Source organism: Bacteroides sp. AF20-13LB (assembly GCF_003603065.1).
Taxonomy (GTDB): domain Bacteria; phylum Bacteroidota; class Bacteroidia; order Bacteroidales; family Bacteroidaceae; genus Bacteroides; species Bacteroides uniformis.
The window spans coordinates 240,181-263,276 of record NZ_QTMH01000010.1 but is presented as its reverse complement, the minus strand read 5'-3'; the positions used below and the strand labels follow the sequence as shown (position 1 = coordinate 263,276).

General features: G+C 45.8%; 21 protein-coding genes. 5 read left to right on the top strand and 16 right to left on the bottom strand.

Translation table 11 applies throughout. The features are described 5' to 3' along the window. The first annotated feature begins 356 nt into the window (after positions 1–356). From mobA to mobC, 3 genes are read left to right on the top strand one after another with little or no spacing between them, the layout of a single operon-like run. Positions 357–779, top strand: coding sequence for a conjugal transfer protein MobA (gene mobA / locus DWX62_RS14230; RefSeq protein WP_032535946.1), 423 nt, complete (start codon positions 357–359; stop codon positions 777–779). Beyond that, positions 764–2,032 (top strand): conjugal transfer protein MobB, encoded by a 1,269-nt coding sequence (gene mobB / locus DWX62_RS14225; protein ID WP_080714515.1) that lies wholly within the window; start codon positions 764–766, stop codon positions 2,030–2,032. The genes mobA and mobB overlap by 16 nt, the downstream gene beginning before the upstream one ends. 17 nt (positions 2,033–2,049) lie before the next feature. Next, positions 2,050–4,059, top strand: coding sequence for a conjugal transfer protein MobC (mobC, locus tag DWX62_RS14220; RefSeq protein ID WP_117963590.1), 2,010 nt, complete (start codon positions 2,050–2,052; stop codon positions 4,057–4,059). Between the two features lie 43 nt (positions 4,060–4,102). On the opposite strand, the gene DWX62_RS14215 is transcribed toward mobC, so the two are convergent. The 4 genes from DWX62_RS14215 to DWX62_RS14190 all read right to left on the bottom strand — a co-directional run bounded on the left by DWX62_RS14215 (position 4,103) and on the right by DWX62_RS14190 (position 7,957). Continuing rightward, the gene (locus DWX62_RS14215; RefSeq protein ID WP_004309977.1) at positions 4,103–5,119 is read right to left on the bottom strand and encodes a nucleotidyl transferase AbiEii/AbiGii toxin family protein; all 1,017 of its coding nucleotides are present in this window, start codon (positions 5,117–5,119) and stop codon (positions 4,103–4,105) included. A gap of 9 nt (positions 5,120–5,128) precedes the next feature. Further along, complete coding sequence (locus DWX62_RS14210) at positions 5,129–5,830, bottom strand: DUF6088 family protein (protein WP_004309978.1); 702 nt, start codon at positions 5,828–5,830, stop codon at positions 5,129–5,131. A 935-nt stretch (positions 5,831–6,765) separates the two neighbouring features. Then, positions 6,766–7,176, bottom strand: coding sequence for a hypothetical protein (locus tag DWX62_RS14195; RefSeq protein ID WP_004309979.1), 411 nt, complete (start codon positions 7,174–7,176; stop codon positions 6,766–6,768). Between the two features lie 154 nt (positions 7,177–7,330). Continuing rightward, positions 7,331–7,957 (bottom strand): Crp/Fnr family transcriptional regulator, encoded by a 627-nt coding sequence (locus DWX62_RS14190; RefSeq protein WP_117963589.1) that lies wholly within the window; start codon positions 7,955–7,957, stop codon positions 7,331–7,333. A 944-nt stretch (positions 7,958–8,901) separates the two neighbouring features. On the opposite strand from DWX62_RS14190, the gene DWX62_RS14165 reads away from it, so the two are divergent. Continuing rightward, entirely contained in the window at positions 8,902–10,218 is a 1,317-nt protein-coding gene (locus DWX62_RS14165; protein WP_009291856.1) for a DUF4099 domain-containing protein, read from the top strand. Positions 10,219–10,244: 26 nt separating this feature from the next. Then, on the top strand, positions 10,245–12,332 hold the full coding sequence (locus tag DWX62_RS14160) for a type IA DNA topoisomerase (RefSeq protein WP_120172958.1): 2,088 nt from the start codon (positions 10,245–10,247) through the stop codon (positions 12,330–12,332). A gap of 97 nt (positions 12,333–12,429) precedes the next feature. Here the strand turns inward: DWX62_RS14160 and DWX62_RS14155 are convergent, their stop codons facing one another. The 12 genes from DWX62_RS14155 to DWX62_RS14085 all read right to left on the bottom strand — a co-directional run bounded on the left by DWX62_RS14155 (position 12,430) and on the right by DWX62_RS14085 (position 23,095). Continuing rightward, entirely contained in the window at positions 12,430–12,948 is a 519-nt protein-coding gene (locus tag DWX62_RS14155) for a dihydrofolate reductase family protein (protein ID WP_009291858.1), read from the bottom strand. Between the two features lie 407 nt (positions 12,949–13,355). Further along, positions 13,356–15,428: a bifunctional DNA primase/helicase gene (locus DWX62_RS14145; protein ID WP_117963587.1), complete on the bottom strand. Its 2,073-nt coding sequence runs from the start codon at positions 15,426–15,428 to the stop codon at positions 13,356–13,358. Next, positions 15,391–15,750 (bottom strand): helix-turn-helix domain-containing protein, encoded by a 360-nt coding sequence (locus DWX62_RS14140; RefSeq protein ID WP_028728964.1) that lies wholly within the window; start codon positions 15,748–15,750, stop codon positions 15,391–15,393. Before DWX62_RS14140 ends, DWX62_RS14145 begins: the two co-directional genes overlap by 38 nt. Before the next feature lie 104 nt (positions 15,751–15,854). Further along, positions 15,855–16,757: an RteC domain-containing protein gene (locus tag DWX62_RS14135; protein ID WP_007482647.1), complete on the bottom strand. Its 903-nt coding sequence runs from the start codon at positions 16,755–16,757 to the stop codon at positions 15,855–15,857. Positions 16,758–16,788: 31 nt separating this feature from the next. Continuing rightward, positions 16,789–17,631 (bottom strand): helix-turn-helix domain-containing protein, encoded by an 843-nt coding sequence (locus tag DWX62_RS14130; RefSeq protein WP_032535963.1) that lies wholly within the window; start codon positions 17,629–17,631, stop codon positions 16,789–16,791. Between the two features lie 28 nt (positions 17,632–17,659). Beyond that, the gene (locus DWX62_RS14125; protein WP_032535952.1) at positions 17,660–18,118 is read right to left on the bottom strand and encodes a hypothetical protein; all 459 of its coding nucleotides are present in this window, start codon (positions 18,116–18,118) and stop codon (positions 17,660–17,662) included. Between the two features lie 22 nt (positions 18,119–18,140). Next, positions 18,141–18,608, bottom strand: a complete 468-nt coding sequence (locus tag DWX62_RS14120) for a hypothetical protein (RefSeq protein WP_007482656.1) — start codon at positions 18,606–18,608, stop codon at positions 18,141–18,143. A 62-nt stretch (positions 18,609–18,670) separates the two neighbouring features. Continuing rightward, positions 18,671–19,249: a hypothetical protein gene (locus DWX62_RS14115; RefSeq protein ID WP_007482658.1), complete on the bottom strand. Its 579-nt coding sequence runs from the start codon at positions 19,247–19,249 to the stop codon at positions 18,671–18,673. 47 nt (positions 19,250–19,296) lie between these two features. Continuing rightward, complete coding sequence (locus DWX62_RS14110) at positions 19,297–19,890, bottom strand: hypothetical protein (protein WP_007482659.1); 594 nt, start codon at positions 19,888–19,890, stop codon at positions 19,297–19,299. 1,027 nt (positions 19,891–20,917) lie between these two features. Then, the gene (locus DWX62_RS14095; RefSeq protein WP_007482664.1) at positions 20,918–21,667 is read right to left on the bottom strand and encodes a hypothetical protein; all 750 of its coding nucleotides are present in this window, start codon (positions 21,665–21,667) and stop codon (positions 20,918–20,920) included. A 67-nt stretch (positions 21,668–21,734) separates the two neighbouring features. After that, the gene (locus tag DWX62_RS14090) at positions 21,735–22,682 is read right to left on the bottom strand and encodes a hypothetical protein (protein WP_007482667.1); all 948 of its coding nucleotides are present in this window, start codon (positions 22,680–22,682) and stop codon (positions 21,735–21,737) included. A 77-nt stretch (positions 22,683–22,759) separates the two neighbouring features. Next, positions 22,760–23,095 carry a hypothetical protein gene (locus tag DWX62_RS14085; RefSeq protein ID WP_007570681.1) on the bottom strand — a complete coding sequence of 112 codons (336 nt, stop codon included), beginning with the start codon at positions 23,093–23,095 and terminating at the stop codon, positions 22,760–22,762. Position 23,096: the final 1 nt, after the last annotated feature.

The window sequence follows — 23,096 nt, the reverse complement described above, 5'->3', positions numbered from 1 at the left end:
ATTGAAATCCGATGCAAAAAAAGGGAGAAAAAACGTCCCCTGAAAACCTTGTCCCGATTTGTCCTGCGCTGTCCCGTTTTGTCCACCAACCACCTATTTTACAGCATTATAAATCACCGTTACTTTGCAGCGGAGTAACGAACCGCAGGGGGCGCAGGTGTAAAACAGGGCTGGTGAATGGCTGGGCTTACCGTTCCACGCTAACCCCAATCCGTCCGTGACGGATTTCGATTTTCGTCAGAAAATAGCAAGGTGTGTTTTGTAGCATACAAAACCGTTTTCCGTGCCTGAAAACGCCTTGCCCCTTGCGGGGGTAAAAATCACTCCGAAGTCGTAATTTTTTAATCCAAAGAAGCATGGAAACAAGAAGAACCAACAAGGGCGGTCGCCCCGCCCTCGCAGACCCGGCGAAGCATCGCCATGTCCTTTACCTGAACGACCGGGAGAACGCCCGTTTCCTCTCGCAGTGGGAGCAGTCGGGCGTCACGAGCAAGTCCCGGTTCATCGCTGCCCGACTATTCGGCGAGCCGTTCCGGGTGGTGAAAGTGGATAAGTCGGCGGTCGAGTATTGCGCCCGGCTGACCGAATTTTACGCCCAGTTCAGAGCCGTGGCGGTCAATTATAACCAAGTTGTAAAGGCGTTGCATAGCAATTTTTCGGAGAAAAAGGCACTGGCTTTTCTCTATAAACTGGAAAAGGCGACCACTGAATTATCTATGTTAAACCGTCAGGTTATCGACCTGACAAACGAGTGCAAGGAACTATGGTTGCCAAAATAAGCACTGGCGGCAATATGTTCGGCGCACTGGCGTACAACCAAAACAAGGTGGACAGCGAGGAAGCAAAGGTGCTTTTTTCCAACAAAATGCTGTTGAGCGAGGACGGGAATTTCTCTATCGGCGAGTGTATGCGCAGCTTTGAAATGCAGATGCCCGTCCAGCTTTCCACCAAGAAGCCGATACTTCATATTTCCATAAACCCGCACCCGGAAGACGTGCTGACCGACCAGCAGCTTTCCGACATCGCACGGGAGTATATGCGGAAGTTGGGCTATGGCGACCAGCCTTATTTGGTGTACAAGCATACCGACATCGACCGCCACCATATCCACATCGTGGGGTTGCGGGTGGACGAGAACGGCAGACCGCTGAATGACAGGTTCGAGCATCGGCGCAGCAAGCAAATCACCCGTGAACTGGAAAAGAAATACGGGCTGCACCCGGCAGAGCGAAAGGAACGTGCCGAACGTCCGGAACTTAAAAAGGTGGACTATGCCGCCGGGGACGTGAAGCACCAAATCGGCAACACCGTGAAAGCGGCTTGTTACGGCTACCGCTTCCAGTCGTTCGGGGAATATAAGGCTTTGCTTGCCGCTTACAACGTGTGCGCCGAGGAAGTCAAAGGCGAGATAAACGGCAAGCCCTATCAGGGCATTGTCTATTCCGCCATGAACGACAAGGGCGAAAAGACAGGCAACCCGGTAAAGGCTTCCCGCATCGGCAAGTCGGTAGGTTATGAAGCGGTGCAGCGCAGAATGGAGAAATCGGGCGAAGCAATCAAGAACGGGAAATTGAAAGAACGCACCCGGAAGATTGTAGCCAATGCCATGCAGACCGCCCACAGCCGCAAGGAACTGGAACAGCAGCTAAGGAAGCGGGGCATTGACGTGGTATTCCGTCAGAACGACAGCGGGCGCATCTATGGCGTTACGTTCATCGACCATGACAGCCGGGTGGTGCTGAACGGTTCACGCTTGGGCAAGGAGTATTCGGCGAACGTGTTCAACGAACGTTTTTCGGGCGAAACCGGAAAGATACACCAGCCCGAAGTGGCAGCACCGCAGCAAGACCAGCCCACGCATCAGGAACAGCAGGGCTTCACGCCGAAAGCCGACATCGTTTCGGGCGTGGCTTCCGTGCTGGGTGCTTTCGGCGGTTTGCTGGGCGGCGGTGCATCAGGCGGTGACGAGCCGCAGGACACCGCCCGCCAAAAGAGAAAGAAGAAAAAGAAGCGCACAAGGCACATCGACTAACTTAAAAACATACAATTATGCAGCAAGAGGATGATTTGAGAGGGCTTGCAAGGGTCATGGACTTTATGCGGGCTGTCAGTATTCTATTCGTGGGAATAAACGTGTACTGGTTCTGTTACTCCACCCTGAAAGAATGGGGAGTGACCTTTGAAGTGATAGACAAGATACTGTGGAACTTCCAGCGCACCACCGGGCTGTTCTCGTCCGTTCTTTGGACAAAACTTTTTGCGGTGGTGTTCCTCGCCCTGTCGTGCATCGGCACTAAGGGCGTGAAAGAGGAAAAGATAACGTGGACGAAGATACATTGCAGCCTTGCGGCGGGTGTCGTGTTGTTTTTCCTGAACTGGTGGCTGCTGGAACTTCCGCTGCCACATACGGCGGATGCCGTGTTTTATATCGCCACGCTTTCGGTGGGCTATATCTGTATGCTCATGGCGGGTACGTGGATGTCCCGGTTGTTGAAAAACAACCTCATGGATGATGTCTTTAATACCGAGAACGAAAGTTTCCAGCAGGAAACAAGGCTTATCGAGAACGAGTATTCGGTAAATCTGCCTACCCGGTTCTACTATAAGAAGAAGTGGAACAATGGCTATATTAACGTTGTAAACGTTTTTCGTGCGAGCATCGTGTTAGGAACGCCGGGCAGCGGGAAGTCATACGCAGTAGTAAATAATTACATAAAACAGCAAATCGAGAAAGGTTTTGCGCTCTACCTGTATGATTATAAGTTTCCTGACCTTTCGGAAATCGCTTACAATCATTTACTTAACCACTTGGACGGCTACAAGGTTAAACCGAAATTTTACGTTATCAATTTTGACGACCCACGCAAGAGCCACCGATGCAACCCGATAAATGCCAGCTTCATGTCGGACATTGCGGATGCCTACGAAGCAAGCTACACGATAATGCTTAACCTCAATCGAAGTTGGATAAGCAAGCAGGGCGATTTCTTCGTGGAAAGTCCGATTATCCTTTTGGCGGCTATAATTTGGTATCTCCGTATCTATCAAGGCGGTAAGTATTGCACGTTCCCCCATGCCATAGAACTGTTGAACAAGAAATACGCCGATGTATTCACCATTTTGCGCAGCTACCCCGAACTGGAAAATTACCTTTCCCCGTTCGTAGATGCTTGGGAATCGGACGCCCAAGAACAGTTGCAGGGGCAGATTGCCAGTGCGAAAATCCCGCTTTCAAGGATGATTTCACCCGCCCTTTACTGGGTTATGACAGGTGATGATTTTTCACTGGACATCAACAACCCGAAAGAGCCTAAAATCTTGGTTGTCGGCAACAATCCTGACCGCCAAAATATCTACTCGGCAGCATTGGGACTGTATAATTCCCGTATCGTGAAGCTGATAAACAAGAAAGGTCAGCTTAAAAGTTCGGTGATTATAGACGAGTTGCCAACGATTTATTTTCGTGGACTTGACAATTTGATTGCTACGGCACGAAGCAACAAGGTAGCGGTTCTGCTGGGCTTTCAGGATTACAGCCAGCTTACCCGTGACTACGGGGACAAGGAAAGCCGGGTAATCCAAAATACTGTGGGCAACGTGTTCAGCGGTCAGGTAGTCGGTGAAACGGCGAAAATCCTTTCCGAGCGTTTCGGAAAGGTGTTGCAGAAACGGCAGAGCATGACAATCAACCAACGGGAAAAATCCACCTCGATAAGCACCCAAATGGACAGCCTGATACCCGCCAGCAAAATATCCAACCTCACGCAAGGTATGTTCGTGGGGGCAGTAGCGGACAATTTCGATGAACGGATAGAGCAGAAGATTTTCCACTGTGAAATCGTGGTGGACAATGAAAAGGTGAAGCGGGAAACCGCCCGTTACGTGAAGTTGCCGCAGATTATCGACTTCACCGACAAGGACGGCAACGACCGGATGCAGGAGGAGATACAAGCCAACTATGACCGCATCCGTCAGGAAGTCAGGCAGATAGTCGAGGACGAGATAACCCGGATTAAGAACGACCCGGAGTTATGCCACTTGATTAAGGAGGAAGAATAGCTATATATAATAATGTATGGAGTGAAGAACAGCCGATGTAGCTTTACGGTTGTTCTTCATTTTGCTTTTTGGTGCGGTAGGCTTCAAAACGCACTAATATTTCGTGCAGGTTCTTCAATGCTTCCACAGCCTTGCCTATCGGCGGCATCTTGCTTTTGTCGAAAGTCAGTTTCTTCAAATCGGTAGTGTACGCCGTAGCCACTTCGGGTAACGCCATGACCGCTTCGGCATCCTTGAATATCGGTGCATCAGCCAGCGACAAGTGCGAACGGGAGTTTTTATTTAGTCCGTCCTCTATCGTCACCCGGTACATGGCATCCAAGAAATCTTCCGAATGTAGGTAATCGTTATATTCCTGATTGTGGTAGAGTGCCGACAAGTCGTAAACGTCACGGATATGCTTTGCCAACAGTGCGGCTGCATCCTCATTGTAAGACAGCTTTACCAGCCTTGAAACCTTGTCGCAGATAGTCTTTCGGGGGTTGATACACTGCGTTTCAAAACTTTCCAGCCCGTAGGTGCTTATCAGTTCCTCTTGCCCGATGCTTTCAAGAAAGGCGGTCACAATCGGTTTGATAACCCGCTTGTCCGCCGGGTAGAACATCAGTTTTTTGTCCGGCAGGTCACAGGATTTTATCTCTACTTCCAAATGTTCTTTCAGTCCCACGCCTTGAAATACATTGTCATACGAGAAATACAGTTTACGGTAATTACCGCCCGTTTCCGACAAATCTTCCTTGTATATGTCACTATTGAGTTCGGCTATGTATTTGGAAAGTTTCTTGTTCAATGTCTTTTCTGCCTGCTTGGACGCACCTTTATCACCCGTGAACACGAACAAGTCCAAATCTTCCGAGAAACGTTCTATCAGCCCGTAGGCTTTGGAAAGTGAAGTTCCGCCTTTGAAGTAGGTCTTATCCGCATATTCGGACATGGAAATATCCCGCAGTATCTTCGATACCCAGTAATCCTTTTCCACGTGCGACTGCTCGTAGCCGAAATGGTCAGCCGCCAGTGCGATGATTTCCTTGAACGCTTCCTTGTCCGAATGTAAATTCATATTTCTGTCCTATGCTGTTTTATAATCCAAGTTGAACCGTGTCGTGGGAAGAATGGTCTTTGCCATTTCCGTTTGCAATACGGTTTGTCTGATGTCGCCCAGTATATCCGCCACCACCTTTCTGACACGTGGCGGGTAACTTTTCGCCAAAGATACGATTTTTTCCAGTTCCGGCAGGCTGTACCCGTTGAAATATTGGCTTTTGACCCGGTTGTAGATGTCCTGCCCGGTTGTTCCGGGTATGCGCTTCATGTCCTTTATCGCATCGAGCAGCCGCAAGTACGGGACAAGGCTTTCATCCGGATAGACCATGCAGTAGGCTTTCACGCACTCTATATCCAAGTTCTTGAAACGGAAACGGCGAACCGGGTTAGGAGTGGCTATCGTTATGGTTGTGGCTACCTGTTCGGTCAGCCCCATTTTGTTATAGATGTAAGCCCCCGTGATATAGCCGTTCAGTTTTTCAGTCAGGTAGCGGAACTGTTCATCCTGATAGACAGGCAGCTTTCCCAGCCCCAGCACTGATTTCTTGGGACGGTAGTACGCCCCCTTTTCAACCCGTACCAGTACCCCTTTGCGGCTCTGTTCGGAAAGTAGCACCGCAACATTGGCGGTCTTTTCCGTTTCAAACGACAAATCCCGGAACGTGAATATACGCCCGGTATCTATCCGTTCAATCTGCCCAAGTATCTCTTTCCTGAATGAAGCCATATTTATGTCCTTTGTTTCTATCTGCAAAGATAGTATATTATGTAATCACCTGCAAAAACATAACAAAGATTTTGCCGAAGATGTTTTCTTTTTGTCGTGTCACCTGATAATAGAAGAATAACGGAAACTCAATCAAAGGCTTGCCAAACGCTTCACAAATGGCTCACAAGTATAATGCGATTTTTGTAAAATGCTGATTATAAGCCGAAAACAATACTATACAAATGGCTCACAAATGGCTCGTCTAAAGCAAGCGATTAACTTCGGTCTGTACCCGTTTTAAATCTCCAACCAACAGTTGGAGATTTATCGCACCCGGATAATTTCAAGCTCCGCAGGACAAATTCGGGCATCCCTTGCCCCCGTTTTTAGTCGCTATCTGTAGACTGGACTATTATTATACCATTCAATAATCAAATCATTATCGTTATTATGGACATTTAAAGTGAAAAAGATATTCCTATAATGATTAAAGCAATAGATGCAAATATGTATCTATATCTTTTTGTAGAAAACATTGCTCCTATACAAGAGATAGATACAGCAAATTGCATACATTTTAAACTTAACTCTGTAGTCTTAAATATACACATAGACAAAAAAGATAATGCCAAAACAAATAGTATAGCATTCAATATATATTTCAGTTTCATATTCCTTTGATTTACATTGACCTTATTAGCAGTAGCATATAAATTGCTCATCCTAACCCAATAACCAATCCTATACAAAAGAACAAGGTGAATCTCTTTTCCTTGTGTTTCAGCCCATAGACCAGCCCGATAATAGCACATAAAGGAATATTAGATGAATCTGCATTTTTTCCTTTATTTACAAGGTATTTATGACTTTCTTTGCTCAATTTGCAAATCTCACGGTTCTCATTGTTCTGTTGTAGCATACATTTATGCAACTTAATGTTCCCATGATTCAGTTTAATCTATTTTCTCTAATTCAATTGTAGCTACTTTCTCTTTATCTGGACTAATTTCATTCTGTATAATGGTTATATGTTTTTGGGTATAGCTTTTGATAATCCAAGGGGCTCCACCCAAATATAAAGCATTGCTATTAAATGTGATATATTTCCCTTCTATTGTATAAGTAATATCAATTTCATCGTAACCTTCCCAATTTACTTTCCCTTTCCGAGTATCTACAAATTGCATACCGACCCCCATATTTTGTACTGTCCAAGCCTCACAATGCCCTGTTCCACGCCATGAAGTCTGATAAAGTGCTTCGGGGGTTAATTCATTTGTCTGTTCATTATCATCGTCGCAGCTTATAAAGCTGAATGTACAGAGGAATAGCATAAGTATTCCAAGAATTTCTTTTGTTTTCATATTCTTTTTTTTAATCTCTTGTTTAACTCATTCAATCTTTATTTTGTCTCTTCGTTGAACCAACCAAAGATAAGACAAAGATAAAAAGAAGAATTCTTTGGCAGATTAAGATACTCTTGGAATATTGTTATAATGTAAATTTCTAAACCTATGTTTATTTTTTGTTGTCAAAACTTTGCTTGCGTCTGATTCGGCTCATGTGTATGGGTGTAATTTTAAGGTAGGATGCTATTTCTTTTAGTGATACCATTTGAAGGATTGCAGGGCATTTTTTTAAAAGTTGGAGGTAACGCTCTTCCGGTGTGAATCTGAATAAATCCAAATAACGTGAATATGATTGGAAAAACATCTGTTCGGCTGCGATACGGGCTATCCGTTGGTTTTCATTATTTTCCTTGAATTTTTGCTGTAAGAATGTAGAAGAACAGATGTAAATCTCGCACGAGATTATCGCCTGTATATTCAATTCTGTTTTCATGCCATATAAGCAAGTGGGATAATCGGCTATAAATTCATTTGGAAAGGAAAAACCGACATTATACGGCTTGTTTTCTGTCCGGTTGGTGCAACTGTATTTGACTACGCCTGATAAGATAAACCCGAAGAAAGAACAGGCATCACCTTCATGGAGAATAAACTCATTCTTTTTATAATGTCGTAACTCTCCATGTTTCAGACACAACTCCTTGAAGAAGTCTATGTCTATGTTACTCATATATGAATTGAATTCGGCTATCATTTGTATATAAGAGAAATGTATAAAAAATATCTGAATTTCCATGTTTGGAGTTTAGTCTGTTTTTTGTCTATATATCCAAACCGTACTAAACTTTTTTCTGTTGACTGCAAGATATAAGTACTGGCGAAAAGAGTAAGAATAAAAGGTATTTCTTTTTGACAGTATTACTTTTAATAATTTGAGGAGGAAATAATACTCTAAGTAAAGGCTTATTCTACCGTCCGAGAGCTTATTTTGCTCCAGCTTGGGGTTTTCTTTCGTTTTATTTTCTAACATTGCCATTGTTTAGAGGTTTTATCTCGATTTAGGTGCCGTAACCGGGTAATTACACTAAATAGTTGATTTTCTTTTGTTTTTTGCGGATGCAAAGGTACAAAAGAAAATGATATTTCAAAGTGTACTGAATAACAGAAAATGGCAAAAATAGAGAAAAACAGAAAATATTCAAATGACTGATAATAAGAAAGATGAATTATTTTTATTCTATAATCTCCATGTCTTGTATCGGCATTGGCATTGGGTGGTAAAGAAGCAATAGATAACATCCATATTCTAAAAACTATTCCCTACATAGAAATGTCACTCCAATCTATCGGGGATTTGAAACGAGTGCAATAACAGATTACTAACGAAGCGCGATGACGCTTAAACAGTGTTCCCCGCTAATCCATTAAAGGGTTCACATATGGTTCATACTCGAATGATTTTCTTTTGCAAAATATGCAAATTACTTGAGTTTTAGCTATTTCAAAAAACGACCAAAGGGTTCACAAAGGGTTCATCGAAAGAGAGTGAAATCATTCACTCTCTTTTTTTATGCCCTTTTCAATTCTGCAACCAATGGTTGCGGAATTTCATCCCACCCGGACAAATCGGGACACCGCAGGACAAATTCGGACAGCCCTTGCCGCCCGTCCAAATATAGCATATTTAGTCGCTACCTTTGGGCGGGACTATTCCCGTAACCGCTAAAATTTCAATTATTTATGGCAAACAGAATGACCCCGCCCGCAGAGGGGCAGGAAAAAGACGTGCTGCTGGTCTTGGATAAACAGCAGGGAAAGGTGAGTGCCGTTAAGGGTATTGACAAGGAGGGCAATTTGCAGACCGTACCGCCGACACACGGTGGCGAGTTCATGCAGGTGGACAAGAACAGCGATGTGTTCAGCAACTTCATTTCCAACTTCTACCGCAAGTATCAGGACACTTCCGGGCTGGAACTGTTCAGCGTCAAGGCTTCCGAAGCGGAGCAGGACGCAAAGGCAATCGAGGAAAACCACCGCAACCCTACACCGGAGGGCGACAAGCGGGCTGAAATGCTTCGAGTTCCGAAGCCCGACTTCCACGAGTTCAAGCAGGGTTACCGCTTCGACCCGGCAAAAATCGACTGGGAGAACCTGAAAAAAGTCGGCATCACCGCCGACACCCTGAAAAACACGAAGGACTTCGACCGGGTGATGCGTGGCTACAAGTCCCGAAATACCTACACCGTTTCGGGGACGGTGGGCGGCTTCTACCTCAAACCTACCGATGTCAAGCTCTCTTTCTATCAGGCAAAGGACGGCACGGTAGTACCCAAGCTGCACGGCGTGCAGCAGGACGAAAAGCTGTTGCAACGCCCGTTCCATGAACACGGGTTCACCAAGCAGGAACAGGGCAACTTGCAAGGCACTGGCAACTTGGGCGGCATCGCTGAAATCAAAGACCCGAAAAGCGGCGAGCAAATCCCCGTGTTTGTCAGCCGGGACAGGTACACGCACGAACTGGAATACATGCGGGCTGACAAATGGAAATGCCCCGATACAATCTGTAACGTGCAAGTCAGCCCGGAACAGAAAGCCGCCTTTGAAGCCGGGCAAGCGGTGAAAATGGAAAACCTGCAATTCAGGGACGGCACGAAGCGCAGTGCCTATTTGCAGGTCAGTGCGGTGGAGCGTGGCTTGGAGTTCCTGCCCCGTGCCGCCGTCCAGTTCTTGCAGCAGGGGCAGCAGCCCGCAGAACAGCAGGTAGCCGGGCTAAAGGACGGCAAGGGCGTTGAGTTCAACGGTCATGTACAGCCCGGCGCACAGGGCAAATCCCACGACAAGGTGCAGCCGAAAGACGTTACCCCCGCCGCCGAGAACCGGACGCAGGTAGCGGTCAATTCCGGGGGCAAGACCAACGAAGCCACCAAGCAGGGCAAAGAGCCGCTGAAACAGGGTCAGGACAAGCCCACCGCCAAGCAGAAAGAGAAGCAGGAGAAAGCGCAGGACAAGAGCCTGAAAGCTGACAAGCCCAAGAAGTCCAGAGGAATGAAAATGTAATATCCACCATTAAAAAGTAAAGAATTATGATTGCATTGATAGCAGAAAAGCCCAGCGTGGCAAAGGACATCGCCCGCATCATCGGTGCGACCGGGCGTAATGACGGTTATCTTTCCGGCAACGGGTATATGGTGACATGGGCGTTCGGCCACTTAATCCAGCTTGCCATGCCGGAAGCCTACAGCGTGGCGAACTTCCGCAGGGAGAGCCTGCCCATACTGCCGCCCGATTTCCAGCTAATCCCCCGTCAGGTGAAAGCGGAGAAAGGGTACAAGGCAGACCCCGGCGTGCTGAAACAGTTGAAAGTGATAAAGGAAGTGTTCGACCAGTGCGACCGGATTATTGTCGCCACCGATGCCGGGCGTGAGGGTGAGTTAATCTTCCGCTATATCTTCCATTACCTGAATTGTCGGAAACCATTTGTGCGCCTGTGGATAAGTAGCCTTACCGACAAGGCAATCCGTGAGGGGCTGGATAACTTGCAGCCGGGAGAGCGTTACGATAACCTCTATTTCTCAGCCAAGTCCCGCAGCGAAGCGGACTGGCTGATAGGGATAAACGCCACCCAAGCGTTGAGCGTTGCCGCCGGGCAGGGGGTGTTCTCGCTGGGCAGGGTACAGACACCCACGCTCGTGATGATATGCAGCCGCTATTTGGAGAACAGGAATTTCGTACCCGCCAAGTTTTGGCAACTCAAAGCGGCGACTGCCAGCGGGGGAATAAATTTTACCGCCCAATCGACCGCCAAGTGGGAACAGCAGCCCGAAGCCATAGCCGCCCTGCAACGGGTAAAGGATGCCGGGCAACTTGTGGTTAAATCCGTTGAGAGGAAAGAAGCCTGCCAAGAACCGCCGCTTTTGTACGACCTTACCACGCTGCAAAAGGAAGCGAACACGAAGCTGAACTTCTCGGCTGACAAGACGCTTTCCATAGCGCAAAGCCTGTATGAAAAGAAAGTGATGTCCTACCCGAGAACCGGAAGCCGCTATATTCCGGAGGACGTTTTCGATGAAATGCCGGAACGTGTCGCCCTGCTGGGGCAATACCCCTGCTTTGCCGGGTATGCCGCCGGGCTGGACGGCACACCCCTGAACCGCCGCAGTGTGAACGATAGCAAAGTGACCGACCACCACGCCTTAATCATTACCGAGAACCTGCCCGGCGAACTTTCCAAAGACGAGCGGGCGGTTTACGAGCTGGTAGCCGGGCGTATGCTGGAAGCCTTTTCGGGCAAGTGCGTGAAAGACGTTACCACCGCCATATTGTCGGCTGGAGATACCGACTTCACGGTGAAAGGGTCTGTGATGAAAGAAGCCGGGTGGCGTGCCGTGTTCGGCGAGCAGGAAACGGGCGGGGATGAAGAAGCCGCCAGCCTGCCGCCACTCCAAGAGGGAGAATATTTGCCACTCTCCGGCGTGGATCTGCTCGAAAAGCAGACCAAGCCGAAACCGCTGCACACGGAAAGCAGCCTGCTTGCGGCAATGGAGAACGCAGGCAGGGAACTGGAAGATGCCGAACTGAAAGCCAGCCTGAAAGATGCCGGGATAGGCACGCCCGCCACCCGTGCGGCGATTATCGAAACGCTGTTCGCCCGCCAGTACATCGTGCGTGAGAAGAAGAACCTTGTGCCTACCGACAAGGGGCTTGCCGTTTACAGGATTGTCAGGGACAAGAAGATTGCCGATGTCGAAATGACGGGCATGTGGGAAACCGCCCTTTCCAAGATAGAAGCGGGCAGTATGGATGCCGACACGTTCCGAAAGGGCATCGAGGTGTACGCCGCCCAAATCACGGCGGAACTGCTTTCGGTACAATTATCTGTTGCGGGCGGTGAAACCTGTTCCTGCCCCAAATGTAATAACGGGCGTATCTTGTTCTACCCGAAAGTGGCGAAGTGTTCCAACGTGGACTGCACGCTTACCATATTCCGCAACAAGTGCGACAAGCAGCTTTCCGACAAGCAGATTGTCGAGCTGGTGACGAAACGCAAGACCGGGCTAATCAAGGGCTTCAAGGGCAAGAACGGCAAGGCTTTCGATGCCTTGCTGGTGCTGGACGAACAGTTCAATGTCGGTTTTTCATTCCCCGAAAAGAAAGCGAAACCGAAGAAATAGCCTATCTTTGCCGCTGGAATTTCATTGTGATAGGTTTTCGGGCTTATGATAATTGAAATTTTAGTGGTTGCGCCCGGAGGGAAACCGGGCGCATTTTTTATACGCTCCCGCCAAACAGGTAGGTCGAACAGACCACCCCGTTATCCAGCACCCTGCTTTCCGAGAGCTTCCACCGTGAACCGAATGTTTCCCCGATAAAGCCGATGCCTTTGCCCGCCATGACCGGGACGGTGTAGATTGTCAGGCTGTCCAGCAGTCCGGCTTTAATCAATGAAGTAAGCAGCTTGCCGCCGCCCACCACCAGCATGTCGGTTTCCTGTTTCAGTTCATAGACCCTTTGCAGCGGTTCTTCGGTCAGGAACTCCACCCCGCAGTCCGGCGTCACGTTGGTGTCGTAGTGTGACACCACAAAAGACCGCTTGCTTTTGTGCGGCCACCCGCCCCAGTGTTCAAAGATGTAGTTGTAAGTGTTCGCCCCCATAAGCAGGCAGCTTGCGGCGGCGTGTTCCCTTGCCACCAGTTCCTTGACCTCACGGGGCATCCAGTCCAGTTCATAGTCCGGCGTGGCGGTATGCCCGTCCAGCGATACGGCGATGTGCGCTCTGATTTGTTCCATATTGTCAGGTATTAAAGTGATATAAATCCCTACTGTCTTTGCACGTTAGCCGCCACCCCAAAAAGAAAGCGTGGCATGACGCTGTTTCAAAGTAGAGGTACTGGCATACCCAAATGTGGAAACAGTGCAGCCACGCTATGACAAACGCATAGCATATCCTGCGCTGAATATCCCCACATTTTGAAAAGTGCCAGTTTTCTACTTTGGGACGTTCGGCGAACGTATATGTTATATATAAAGGCAATATTCCGGCAACCGCCGTCCAACTGCCGTTACTTTTCCGTGTAACTTCTGCAAAGTTAAGCAAATACCCTGAAAAATCACGTGCAAACAGAAAAAATCCTGCCGTGTTATCACAACAGGGCAGGACACAAGCACCTAAAAATACACAAGTTCAGCCCATACGCCTACGGGCAGCTTGCGTTCCTTTGAAGATTATATGAACCGATGACAAAACAGCTTTGGTTCGCCGTGTCTTTGGTGATGATGTCCCTTTCCCGCATGAAGCGGATATAGCTCTTTGCGGTGCGTTCCTTGATGTCCAAGACCTGCTGCAACTGCTCGCAAAGGTCTATGTAGGTGATGCGTGTCTGCCGCCCGAAGATGTCATGTGCGACATTCACCAGTTCCCTTTCCTTGCGTTTCTCCTTTTCCTCACGGGGCTTCTCGCCCTTGTACACGTGCATCCCGGCTTCCTTGTCCCATGCAAAGAGCATCAGCGGCACGTCCAGCGGGCTTCCGTCCCTTACTTTCAGGGCTTTCACCACCGACTGGGCGGGTTCATCGTCTTTCTCTATCGAAAGGATTGTAGCCGCCTTGCGCTGCAACTCGCTGCCCAAATGTCCCCGCAGCTTCAAACCGTTGGGGACGAAATGCAGCACGCACAGAATACACGTGTTGTAGATGCCAGCCAGCCGATAAAGTTCATCTATCACCGCCACGCTTTCCGCTTCATCGTTGGCACTCTTAACAAGGTCGGCGATGCCGTCAATGACGACCAACTGGATGCCGCCGTACTGGTAGTAGAACTTATCCATGCTCTGCACAATGGCGTTCAAGCGTTCTTTGCGTGACATACCCGTCAGGCAGAACGCTTTGAGTTCATCGGGTTTGTCCGGCTGTTTGGCACGTGCCAGCAGGTTGCTTACATTCTTGAACAGTTGCACTTCCGATTGCTCGGTATCGTAAAGCAAGACCGCCTTGTGCCTGCCGTTGGCGGTTATCTGTATGCCCAGCGTATCTACTTCCGCACCAGCCGGGCAGATGCAGCCCGCCACGATTGCGGCTACATAATTGCTCTTTCCCGTTCCCTCGCCCCCGGTGATGCCGAACAGGTTGCCTTGTGTCCCCAGCGGAACGTCACCCGCCGAAATAATCTCTTGTGCTTTGGCGGGCGGGTTGTTGAAATCTATCTCGCATGATTTTAGCATAATCAATGTGTCGCTATACAGGTTGTCTAAAAATTCGATAAACAGCTTCAGGAAATCTTCACGGGTGTTCCCGGCTTTGAAGTAGTCGGATATGTCCTTTTCCTCTTTCGTTCCCGGAAGCGGGAGCAGCAGGCGTTTCACGCCAAATTCTTCCAATAGTTTTTCCTGCTTGCATGAACTTTCCCTGCCCGTCTTGTCCATGTCAAAGAGCAGGACGATGTGCTTGAAGCGGAACGTCAGCCGATAGACCAGCGTGGGAGGGATAGTCACCGTTTCGCTGTTGAAGCAGATAGCGTGAAAACCGTGCGCCGCCAGCGAAAGCACGTCTTTCTCGCCGCCCGTGATGAATAGCGTGTCGCCTTTGGCTGGCAGTTGTTCCAGCCCGAAACTGTAGTTCTCGCCGAAGCTGCCGCCGTAGAGGAAGCGGGGCGTGGAGAACGGGCGGTACAGCTTGATGTGCTGTTTGCCCTTGTAGCCGTACATGGGTTCTGCCACCGATGAAGTGTAGGTGTACGGTTTGCCCTCTGCCGTTTCGCTGTGATACTCCCGGAGCGAGCAGACCTTGTAACGTTCCAGCAGTTCGGGCGTGATGCCGTACTGTTGCCAGTACACCAGTTCGGCAAGCGGGAACTTCTGTTCCCGGAACTGGTAGGGCTTGACGGGCTTTTCGGACGTTTCTTCGGGTTTGTCCGGCACTGCCCGGCGGACGGTTGCCGGGGGAACGGAAACCGGAGTGCCGGAAGCCAGCCCCAAACCCAAGTCCCGGTCGATGATTTCCAGTATCTCCACGAAGTCAGCCGCCCGGTTGCAGTCCAGCCCCTTTAACTGCCCCACGAGGAAGAAACAGTCGCCGCTATAACTGTCGTTGCCGAAGTCTTTCATCTTGTAGATACCGCCCCGGCGGTCGAAGTAGATGTTGCAGGAAGCCTTGCTGTCCTCGTACAGCGGGTTAAGGAAGTTGCGACCTATGCGCCAGTTTCCGGGCAGGTAGTGTTTGAACACCGCCAGCCCGTTACTTGTCCTTTCTAAGATTTCCTCTTTCCTTAGCATACAACTGGTGGTTGGTTATCAGGTTGTCGATGTTCTCCTTGTTGCTCCTTATCAGGCGTTCTTCCAGCATCCGGCGTATCTCGCTGACCTTGTAGAAGTAGCGTCCCCTGATGTTGGAATAGGCGATAGTCCCCGACACCCGCAGGCGTTGCAGGGTCTTTTCGCTTATTTTCAGGAACGTGCAGACCTCGTAGCTGTCCACCCACATGTCTTCCTCGCTTTGCCTTGCCGTTTCCATGTGGTTGAAGATGTAGTCGGCAATGGCGGTAATCTTGTTGTCCAGTTCCTTGTAGGCTTTGGACTCGAATGTTATTATTTCCATAACGGTAACTGATTGATTTGCCGCAAAGTTCGGGTGTCCTGAAAAATAAAACGCCACAGATGTACCCACCTGTGGCGAAATAAATTTTGTTAAAGCACGGTTGCCTAATCCTGCTCCCTCATGCGCATCAGCAACCTGTCTTTCAGGGTGGAGAGGAAGCCCGTTCGGTCTTTGGTCTTGGCTTTTAGTTCCATGTAGGTGTGGTAGAAGTCGCCGAGGTCTATGTCGAACACGTATTCAAAGTAGGCTACAATCTCCTTAATATCAACCGTTCCCTTGTTCAGACAGCCGCAGGCGTCCAGTGCGTAGATAAGTTCCACCAACGCCCTTTTCGTCCCCGTCCAGCGCAACAGCCTGCCCATGAAGCCGTTCTTCACCCGCTTGCGCTGTTCCCGGCGTTCCAGCTCGTGCAGACGGTTGGTGAGGTATATTTCCAGCAGTTCGTTGGCTAAAATCTTGGCTACCTTGAAATCGTGACTGGTGCTGAACTGTGGGTCTGTTTCGTAATAGAAACTGTCCACGATGATTTGTATGTCAGGCTTCCCACGTATGAAATACTGCCTGTCCAAGTAGGTGGCTTTCGTTCGGTGGTACTGGTAGAACGCCAAGTTCCGCTGGAACGACCTTGAAATCCGGTCGGTTTCCGACAGCAGGTAGTCCCGCTGCACGTCCTCGCTGCCGCTGGGGAAGCGCACCTCTATCTTGTAAACGGTATTGTAATAGATGATTTTGCTCGCTAAAAGCGGTTTCAGTTCCTTGAAGAAGTGTATTTCTTCTTCCGTGCTGGCGAACGGGTAGGAGATTATAAAGGTTTTGAGTTCGCCCAGTATCTCTTGCAGGTAGTCCACGCATAGGCGGCAGAGCGTCAGCGTGTCCGCTGCGGTGTCCTCGTATTCCTGTATCTGCCATTCCACTTTTTGAAGCAGTCCGGCGAAGTATGTTTCCAACGGTATCTTATGTTCCATAACCTTGTGCTTATCTTTTATGAAGCACAAAGTTACGGGCATAAAAAATCAGTTTTATTCTTGATTTTTCACATTACGTTCTTGTAACTGTGCATTTTCTTGTTTCCTGCGCTTTTCTGCGTATTTCTCCGGGGGTATCTAAAAGATACGCCTTGCAGAAGTCGTTCAGGTTCGATGTCGATGCGAACCCGGTGGTGAACGCCACTTCGGTAAGCGTGAGGTTTGTGTTCAACAGGTAGTGTTCCACGTCCTTTACCCGTTCCTTTATCACCCATTCCTTAGCCGTGTACCCGGTCATTTTCTTTACCTTTCGCCGGAACGAGCCGTATTCCATGCCGCATTTGTCCGCCAGTTTCTCGGCATCATAGACCATGTAGCCTTTCAGACGTACCATTTCGGTGAACGTCTGCCTGCCCAGTTCCGGCAGCATCCGTTCGGCGTGGCGCAGTTCCTTTTCCGTCACCAGCAGTCGGTTGCCCCTTACCGGGTTTCTCCGCAGCAGGTGGAAAGCGTGGCATACCGTGTTGTACACGTTGCAGAGGTACTGCCGTCCCGGTCGCATCCAGTGGAGCGCATCGCAGTAGGCGGTCAGTTCGGGTATCTCGTCCCGCTTGCGGTGCTGTTCCGCCAGTTCGTCAAGTATGGCGTAATGGGTGGTGGACATACCCAGCAGGATAATGATTGCCTTGTAGTCCTTGTATGCCGCCAGTGTCGGCGTTTCCGGCAGGCTTTTGAGCGTGTCGCACACGTGGGCGCACAGCCGCCCGTCCTTGCTGAACGGTTCAAGTTCCAAGTAGTTGTCCATTTTCCGGCTGTTGTGCAGCAGCCATGTTACCTTTTCGTCCAGTTCCTTGCAGGACGCTTCCAACTCCGCTTCGGGAGCGGGAAGCAATAATGATGTAATCCGTTGTTCCATATCTGATGTTTTATATATGAATGACATATCATTTGTTCCACCTCACGCAATCCGTCCAACCCCATTCATCGAACAGCCATGTTTCTAAGAAGAAAAGTACAAAGGGCAGCAGGAACAGAAAATATGCCTGTACTGCGCTGATATGCTTAGAGCGGCGGTAGCGGTTCAACAATGCCTGTACACGGGCTTTCCTGTATCGTGCAAGAATAAATACACAAATAAGCAAAAACATTGCACCTAAATAGCCAAGATGTAAGGACGACCATTCCGGTACACTGTTAATCAGGAGAAAGTTGCCGGGCAGAACTACTACCCACCACCAATACCAAAACAGCAGTATAAAACCTGACATCCGCCCTATCTTCTTGCCCCAAACCTCTCCCTTGAAATATAGGTAGTCAAAAAAATAGTATCTGTAATTCGTCCGGTTTGCACGTTGCTTCACTCGTTCAAAATAGTTATCTGTATTTTTTATTCCTTTATTCATAATGGCTTGGAAAGGAACGCCGTCAGATGCTATCTTTCGTTGTTACTAACTTATTTACAAATCCCAATCCGGTGAATAAACACCCAATCCCAATAAGGGGATAAACAATGCCACATAAGACTGCAAGCATATTCAATCCTCGTTCATCTCCCGTGAAGCCGTCTAAACAAACAGCTTGCAATATGAAGTTTGTAATTTGCCAATCCAATAAACTTTGGTCTATACAGATAAAGGCAAGCCACAAAAGGATAGAGCAACATTCCAAACCCAACAATAACATTATGGTTTTAGGCTGCATTGCATATAGTTTATAGACCTTGTAGATTACCAGTATATCTATTATTACAAGCATACCCAAAAGACAATATTCCATAATGCCATATATTCCGAACAGACGACCAAAGCCTAAGCCACCACAAAATAATGTTATGGCTATCAGCAAAGCACTGAAAGCTGTCAATGCTATTATGGATTGAACAGTTTTATTCATCGCACTATTGTTAATGGTTAGCAGGGAACGGCTTGTCCGTTATCCTGCGTTGTTAGCTGTATCTATTTTAGAAAATCCAAATCAAAATAATATTGATTGTCATTCTTCGGATTTATGTAAATCGTTGCCACTCCATAATATTGCAATAGCATTTCCAATGAAACTTTTTCCTTCAAAATTGCATCACTGCGAAATGTTTTTGTCTTTCCTTTGTATGGGGTGGTGTACGTCACGGTGCATATTGCAGTGGACACTACTTGTTCACTATGATAAATGTCAGGAAACAAAGAGCCGCTAACACCATTCCAAAACTGGGTTTCCCATGAATTGAATACCTTAAAGACTGGCTCTTGCATCCTTGACTTCTTGCTACTCCATTTCTGCGCACTGACTTTACATTGGCTTAAATCAACCGATAATCGTGTTCCATGCTTTTTTATCTGTTTGATTGCCTGCCTTGCTCTATATCTACGAATAGCAGCACCTATAAGATTGTGATTTAACCATACAAGCAATAAAACCACTCCCGGTATTCCAATGGCATACCACCTTCCGGCAAAACAAATGCCCACACCGAATACATAAATCCAAATAAAAATAAATCCAAGTATTCTCAATATTTTATTCTCATAGATTTTCATGTCATATAATTACAGCTAATGCCTTGAATGCTTAGAAAGGAGCATCGTTAGATGCTATCTTTCGTTATTAGATATCTATTGCCCTTTCTCGCTTGAGGATATGGAACTAAAGTTGCCTTTATAATTCGATTATTACAGTTAAATGGTACATAAGCCACTTTACTATCAATACTTAATGTGTCGTTTAGCTGTTTCAAATGGGAGTGCTCATTTTGTAATAAAACTTCCGTTTTTGAAAAGTCCACAGAACTGCATATCGGATAGAAACCGGAAAAACAAGTAGGCGTTATGTAAGCTGCTTGATTTTCATAATCAAAGAACAGGAAACGGTTTCCGTCTGCCACATTATCATACACAGCAAAGCAATCAAACTTTCTCACTCCATTGATTGTATAGCTTTGCACGAAGTCAATATTGCTATCATCTACCGCTTTCAACTCAAAAATGACCTTCTTTTCATCGTGCTGATTAAAACACAGCCTATATAGAGTTTCAAATTCTGTTTTTTCTGTTTCTATATAAAGGGTATCTTGTTCAGTCAAAAAATGATACTTTACTGAATTTTGTTCCACATAGCCGTTTTTCGCTATAACATAGCTAAGTGGGAAAAGGAACAAACAATACAATACAAATATTCTCATGTCTTTATATCTAATGGTTCAGCAGGGAACGGCTTGTCCGTTATCCTGCTTCGTTAATAACTCTTTTCTTTTCAATAGATATGAAATACCTATTGCCAAGAACAAATAAGAAACAAGAATTTGGCTCGCCAACCATACAAAAATGAAATCATCAATATTGGGTGGAAGATATGCGTCATAAGGTGAATATTTAAGTCCACTCCAATATTCTTGCATTTTTTCTATTTTGAAATAGTAGGTATAAGACCATATATTGAAACACAATAGAATGGTTATCGAAATCGCTCTCAAGGCTATTTTATGCAAAATAATATCCAAAATTACAAACAATAACAATGCGACTATCAACAAGAACGCTTGTAAAAATGGAGTGAAATCCATTGTTCCATTTGTATCTACTATACATATAGACCACCTTAAAATACCTACTATTATTCCGAATAGGAGAAAATAGGCTGTATGGTATATCTTGTTTTTTATGTTCATCTTTAAGTTGTTATTAATGATTAGAAAGGAGCATCGTCAGATGCTATCTTTCGTTGTTACTAACTTATTAAATCTTTATTGTATAATTTTTAGCCAATGACGATGTGTTATTATAAAATAAAGTAATACAACCAAAATGGGATAAATCATCCATGATATGAAGGAAGAAACCTTTTGGCTATTAAATATCAGAGGTTTACTCCTTATAATTTCCATACCTTTTTCCCTTTTGATATAATACGAACAGAATGTCTTGTATAATAAAACATAGATTATGATGAAAAACACAAAAGGGGTTTTATAATTGAAATTCTCCTCTATCAGTAGATATGCCAATACTATAACAGGAAGAAATAATATTCCACATATTATCTGTATCGTCCGCTCATGTGGATTTTCCAATATAAATTTATCCCTATTAAATATGAATATCTGATAATACATCGCATCTAAAATGAATTTTATCATAAAGAGTTATTCGTATTGTTAGTAATGGCTAAGCGGGGAACGCTGTTAGGCGTTATCACGCTTTGTTATAAACTCAAATTACTTTGCATGATTGGCTTTTATTTACCCACCATTCCTGTTCTTCCACCTCACGAGCCTTTTGTATCTCGTCCGTTGTCAGATTTTCATTGTGATAGGCATTATATAGATTTTCCCAACCATTCTTACGATATTTCGGTGATACAATCCATTCGCCTGCATCATTAAACAGGCAGAAGTTTGCAGGAGTATCGGGTATAATCTCATCTGCCCAAGAACAGACTTTTGTCAGTCCCTTTGCGGATTTCCACTTACCCCGATATTCAGATAAGTTCAATTTCAGTTCTGCTATTTCATTCCGTCCTTTCTCTATTTGCTGTCCGCTCATCCGATACCCCTGCTTGAAAGAACCGGAGAATGTACCGCTATATCGTTTATCTCCGTATTCCGCAAACGAGTAATACCCGTATATGAAACCGTCCAATTCCGTATATTCACTTTTTATCATTTGGGAACAGGAAGAAATGCTATCTACACAAACCTTTCCCTTAAACGGACAGATTACGGATAATCGGGTACGACTGATACCCTTTATCTCATATTCTCTACTATCCATTTTCCGAACTTCGGTAATATGAATATCAATTCGGCTACAATCTTCTCCTAATATGCCAATCATGCTTAAATTGTCAAACAAGCCCGAAAGGTCTTGCTGCAAAATATCTGCTTTGGGATTTTGTGAATAGGCTACTCCACAAAACCAAAAGAGTAAAAAGATAATGATATGGTATATTTTCTGTTTCATATTTTGCATTACTGTTTATAATGGCTAAGCGGGGAACGCTGTAAGCGTTAGCCCGGTTTGTTAGTAGCTATTTATTATTCAATCGGTTTCTTTCCAGTATTAGGTTCACTTCCTTTTCTGTATGGGAATATTTCTTTTTTGAAACCATACCTACAAACTCTAAAGAAGAGTCCAATAATGGGGATATATCTCCATCAATTACATCATCAAAATGCAAGAATTTGAGTTTCTTCATTCCTGCCAAAAATTTCAAGTCTTTTAGACTTGAAATACTAATCTGCTTAATCGTATTGTTGGGTACTAATTGGGTTAAATCTTGAAGTCGTTTACAGTTACGTAATCTAAGTATTTTAACTCTTGATAAACGGTTCAAAACACTAATGTCCGTTATGTTATTGCAATAATATAATGATAATTCTTTAAGTCTATTTGAATTACATAAACCTCTAATATCTATCATTTTTCGAGAACGAACAATCTCCAACGTTCTTATGTTAGTTAATTGACATAAACCATTCAAATTTATATTTTTGGCATCCCATAGTGTCAGTTCTTCTAACAAATTCATGCTTTTCAGTTCTTTCAAATCTTCTGATTTGAGATTATAAATATGCAGTCGTTTCAAGTTTATTAAAGTATCTACATTTTCTGTTTGTTTTGTATGATAATACTTCAATTCTTCAAGTTTGGGAAACAAACTGAAATCAATAGTAAAGACCTTGTCAATCCAAAGTCCCAATTTTTTTAAGTGCGGTAAAACACTTAGTTGATTTAAATTGCATGGTTCTATTGTAAAGTCGTACCCTGAAATAATCAAGGTTTCAATAAAATCATATTCACATATTAGACTTACATTTAATGTGTGTTTACAGGAAACACCACTGATGCCGATGTCGTCCGTTGATATTAAAATATCATTATAGCCTTGATTTTTTGCAAACTCTAATCCTTCTCTTAAATAGAGAGGAGATATTATTAACCGATTTACATCTGGTACTTCTTTGAAATGTTCCATACTACTATTTGTTTCTGATTGCTACTAATGGCTGGACGGGGAACGGCGTTAGTCCGTTATCCCGGCTTGTTATGAACTTACTTTACCTCTTGTGCCTTTTTATAATTTGCATAGCGAGCATTTAGAGTGTCCCGCCATTCTTGACTTGGGCAAGAGTTTATTAATTGAATATACCTATCATCATCAACACAAACGGACTCTACAAGTCTTAGTAAGCTCCACTGCAAATCATAAAAAGCATTTTCAGGGAAGATTTGTACCAACACCATAGCTTCATCAAATGATATGGGGAATTGTATTTGTTCTAATAAAGTATCATAAGCATTTATCAACTCATCAATGCTATCAGAATCATTGATACTTTCATTAGGCATACGACCTAAATCTTTCAACTGTAAAATTTCATTTCTCATA